Origin of the sequence: Microcystis wesenbergii FACHB-1317, from assembly GCF_014696875.1 — a bacterium.
GTDB classification, from domain to species: Bacteria; Cyanobacteriota; Cyanobacteriia; order Cyanobacteriales; family Microcystaceae; genus Microcystis; species Microcystis wesenbergii_A.
On record NZ_JACJQV010000036.1, the window covers coordinates 1 to 3,935 of the forward strand.

Consider the following 3,935-nt stretch of genomic DNA (forward strand, 5'->3'; position numbering starts at 1 on the left):
AGGTTTTTCCTCTCACTTTCCCCTAATAATCCTCCTAAATATTGTCTGAAGCCGTTTTTTTGCGCTTCGTTTTTGAAGCAATTGTCAAACCGCCGACACCATCGGTCAAAGCAGGGAGGCATCGCAGCTGGGGTTGTCTCTTTCATCGCTGCTCTTTCAACGTAAAGTGCTTATTCTTTAACGATTATACTCGATTTGATCTTTATTTAGCGTTTAAGTCCCACTAGCTACTTATGGTAGTATTTGGTCGTCCGAAAGGAAGAAGGGGTTCCTATAAACAATGGCAAGAAGATAATATCGCTCCTCAAGTGGTCTTTGAAATTCTCTCCCCTTCTAACAGCTTAGAAGAAATGGAGCGAAAACTACTGTTTTATCAACGTTATGGAGTGGAAGAATACTATCTTTATGATCCCGATTCTCATAATTTTCAAGGATGGTTGGGACAGGAAGGACTATTAAGTTCTATACCTGAGATTAAGGGATGGGTTAGTCCTCGGTTAAATATCCGATTTGATTTGAGAGAAGATGGGTTAGAAATTTATAGTTTAGATGGTCAGAAATTTTTAAGTTCTCTTGAGTTATCTCAAAGGTTAGAACAAGAGCGTCTTAAAGCTGAACAAGCAAGTTTACAATTAGAACAAGAGCGTCTTAAAGCTGAACGTTTAGCTGAATATATCCGTTCTCTGGGAATTGATCCCGATACTTTATAATGATATAATTTATCGGTTGTGACGAATACTAATTAACTGGTAAACTGCCGAAATTATTGTCATTGAACCTAGTCTAGGGCTATACTGAACTATGTAATCACTAAAAAAGCAAATCTATGAAAGCTTGGGCAAAATCTTTAGAAAAACCAGCAGTGGAATTTTCTGAAACCCAATTAACCCTATTATCGGGGAAAATTCCCGATGGATTGCGGGGGAGTCTCTATCGCAATGGTCCGGGGAGATTAGAAAGGGGTAAGCAAAAAGTTGGTCATTGGTTTGACGGAGATGGGGCAGTTTTAGCTGTACATTTTCATGATAATGGAGCCAGTGCCACTTATCGTTATGTTCAGACTGCTGGTTATCAGCAAGAAAGCGCCGCTAATCAATATTTATTTCCTAATTATGGCATGAATGCCCCCGGCTTTTTTTGGAATAATTGGGGAAAAGAGGTAAAAAATGCCGCTAACACCTCAGTGTTAGCTTTACCGGATAAATTATTAGCTCTCTGGGAAGGAGGTTTTCCCCATAAATTAGATTTACAATCTTTAGAAACCCTAGGTTTAGATAATTTATCTAGCTTACAAGCAAAGGAAACTTTTTCCGCTCATCCTAAGCTAGATTTGTCCAGAGGAGAGATTTTTAATTTCGGGGTGACAATCGGTGCTAAAGTTAGTTTAAATCTCTATAAGTCTGACTCCACTGGTGAAATTATCCAGAAAAATACTTTTGAGTTAGATAGATTGTCTCTGCTGCATGACTTTGTTTTAGCAGGACAGTATCTCGTCTTTTTCGTTCCACCGATAAAAGCGGATAAATTATCGATACTGTTGGGATTTAAAACTTTTAGTGATGCTATGCAGTGGCAGCCAGAATTAGGAACAAGAATACTAATTTTTGATCGAGATTCTCTGCAATTAGTCAGTGAAAGTGTTACCGATTCATGGTTTCAATGGCACTTTGCTAATGGTTGTGTGAATGACCAAGGCAATCTTGAAATTGTTTTTGTCCGTTATGATGACTTTAAAACTAATCAATTTTTAAAAGAAGTTGCCACGGGTGAAACCGAAACCTTAGCCATCGGAAAATTAGCAAGTATCACTATTAATCCCCTATCAGCCAAGGTGATTAATCAGGAAATTCTCTCAGATTTAAGCTGTGATTTTCCGGTGGTTTCTCCGCAACTGGTGGGACAAAAATGGCAAAATACTTTTTTAGCTGTCCATCGTCCCGATAGCGATATTTGTAGGGAAATTATCGGACTTCCCGCTTGTTATAATCACTCCACGGGTAAGTTAACTATTGCTTATCTGGAAAATAACTGTTATGGAAGTGAACCGATTTTTGTCTGCGATGGTTTATCTCCAGAGACAGGATGGTTAATCGTCGTGGTTTACGACGGCAATAATCACAGCAGCCAAGGGAGAATCTATGACAGTCAGCAGTTAGAAAAAGAACCCCTTTGCTGTCTGCAATTACCCAGTGTTATCCCTCCCGGGTTTCACGGTACTTGGCAAGAAAAATCAGAAAAAGGCAATATTTAGAAAACGGGTTTCTTAATTAGAAAACGGGTTTCTCAAAGAAACCCGTTTTCTTGGGTTTTTTCGAGAAACCCGTTTTCTGGACTTATTAACGAATAAAATTAATCTGACAAATATTAAGAGGAATGATCGGTTCAAATTCTTTTCTGTCAGAAGTAACTAAAACTCCTTTTTCTTGATTGGCTAAAGTTAAAGCAAAACAATCAGCTAAAGAAATGCGCTTAATTAGTGCTTTATATTTGCTTACTTGTCGCCAAAACTTGCTACTTAAATCAAAGCGAGTTTTTATGTTAATATCACTTAATTCTTGAATTAGTTTTTCCGTCTCTGATTCTCCTATGTCGCGATAAAAATTATAGTAAACTTCGCAAAGATTAACCAGATGAATGATTTTGTTATTATTTTGATTAGTGATGGTTTCTCTGACAACATCCGCTCCTGTTTCATTACGAAAAAAAGCAATTACAGCACAAGCATCTAAAATGATATTCATCTATTACGCTCCTCCCAATCAATTTCTGCTTGTTTTTGTTGGGCAAAATCTTCACTACTGGTGGGTGCGTGAGCATATTTACCTTGTAATGATTTAATTAACTGTTGTCTTTCTTCTTCTGATTTAGGTTTAATTTGAGGTAAAAAATTTTGCTCGATTAACTCTCTAATTTGCAATAATTGTTCGCCAGAAAGATTAGCTAATGATTCAATTATTTGTTGACGTATTGCTGTAGCATTCATGATTATTACTGACAATTAAGTATAAAAAGCTACTATGGTTACAATCTATCACAAAAAATGCTAATTTGCCAACAAACCTCTAAAATTAAGCAAATAACTGCCTCGCTTTGACGTTAGCGATCGCATCTTCCCAATGAGAAAACGGGTTTCTTCGAGAAACTATCTAGAAAACGGGTTTCTTTGGTATTTAGAAACCGGGTTTCTTTGAGAACCTATTTAGAAACCGGGTTTCTTTGAGAAACCGGGTTTCTTCTTGAGAAAACTGGTTTCTCTGAGAAACTCTTTGAGAAACCCGTTTTCTTGTATAAATATTAATTTTTGTTACAGGAGTCTTGACAAATTCGGTATTGTTTGCATAAAACAGCCCCAGTCATCTTTTGCGTTCAATGTCATGAATTCCACCCTGTTGCCGATTCTTCCTGCTGTTTACGATATTTTGTTCGATTTCGCTCAATCTGATGGTTTTTGGGCAAATTTAGAAACTGCTTTTGGCACAGGTTATGATGTGGTTAAAGCGACGCAATTACGACAGCAGTGGCAAAGTCGAGATTTTAGTCAACTGCCCCCTATTACAGTTCAAAACCTTGGCAATTCAGGGATTTTCGGCGCATATTCCAGCAGTACCAATAGGATTTATATCTCTCAAGCGCTGATGCATTAAATTTAGATACTGCTCAAGCTTCAGATAATTATGTTGATGCAAATGTCAGTGAGATAGCACAATCAAATACTGATGGAACTTTTAGCATTAAGAGTTTTACTCCTGGTGGGGGATATGGAGTAGGGGTTAATAACTATAGATACGAGACAGGTGATTTTAATGGTGATGGGAAAACAGATTTATAGCAATTCTCTGACTTATGAGGTACAGTAGCAACAGTGAGTAAACCAATTGCGAATATCTTTTTGAGTAACTTCTAACATAGCCAATTCAATCCCTTCTATTAAGTCT

General features: G+C 37.3%; 3 protein-coding genes and 3 pseudogenes. 3 read left to right on the forward strand and 3 right to left on the reverse strand.

The features are described from left to right. Window positions 1-146: pseudogene (locus H6F92_RS00605) on the reverse strand (IS701 family transposase); the annotation flags it as partial. An 84-nt stretch (window positions 147-230) separates the two neighbouring features. Between H6F92_RS00605 and H6F92_RS00610 the strand changes: the two are divergent. Together H6F92_RS00610 and H6F92_RS00615 are read left to right on the forward strand one after the other, a co-directional pair. Beyond that, window positions 231-710: pseudogene (locus H6F92_RS00610) on the forward strand (Uma2 family endonuclease); the annotation flags it as partial. A gap of 116 nt (window positions 711-826) precedes the next feature. Continuing rightward, entirely contained in the window at window positions 827-2,251 is a 1,425-nt protein-coding gene (locus tag H6F92_RS00615; protein ID WP_190356426.1) for a carotenoid oxygenase family protein, read from the forward strand. Window positions 2,252-2,336: 85 nt separating this feature from the next. On the opposite strand, the gene H6F92_RS00620 is transcribed toward H6F92_RS00615, so the two are convergent. Both H6F92_RS00620 and H6F92_RS00625 read right to left on the reverse strand, forming a co-directional pair. Beyond that, on the reverse strand, window positions 2,337-2,741 hold the full coding sequence (locus tag H6F92_RS00620) for a type II toxin-antitoxin system VapC family toxin (RefSeq protein WP_190356427.1): 405 nt from the start codon (window positions 2,739-2,741) through the stop codon (window positions 2,337-2,339). Beyond that, window positions 2,738-2,983: a hypothetical protein gene (locus H6F92_RS00625; RefSeq protein WP_002747004.1), complete on the reverse strand. Its 246-nt coding sequence runs from the start codon at window positions 2,981-2,983 to the stop codon at window positions 2,738-2,740. The genes H6F92_RS00620 and H6F92_RS00625 overlap by 4 nt, the downstream gene beginning before the upstream one ends. Before the next feature lie 391 nt (window positions 2,984-3,374). On the opposite strand from H6F92_RS00625, the pseudogene H6F92_RS00630 reads away from it, so the two are divergent. Next, window positions 3,375-3,636 (forward strand): annotated as a pseudogene (locus tag H6F92_RS00630) (calcium-binding protein); the annotation flags it as partial. Between the last annotated feature and the right edge of the window lie 299 nt (window positions 3,637-3,935).

Excerpts from the sequence above, each read along its gene's own strand:
- H6F92_RS00620 (WP_190356427.1), bottom strand. The coding sequence starts at position 2,741 with ATGAATATCATTTTAGATGCTTGTGCTGTAATTGCTTTTTTTCGTAAT.
- H6F92_RS00615 (WP_190356426.1), top strand. The coding sequence starts at position 827 with ATGAAAGCTTGGGCAAAATCTTTAGAAAAACCAGCAGTGGAATTTTCT.
- H6F92_RS00625 (WP_002747004.1), bottom strand. The coding sequence starts at position 2,983 with ATGAATGCTACAGCAATACGTCAACAAATAATTGAATCATTAGCTAAT.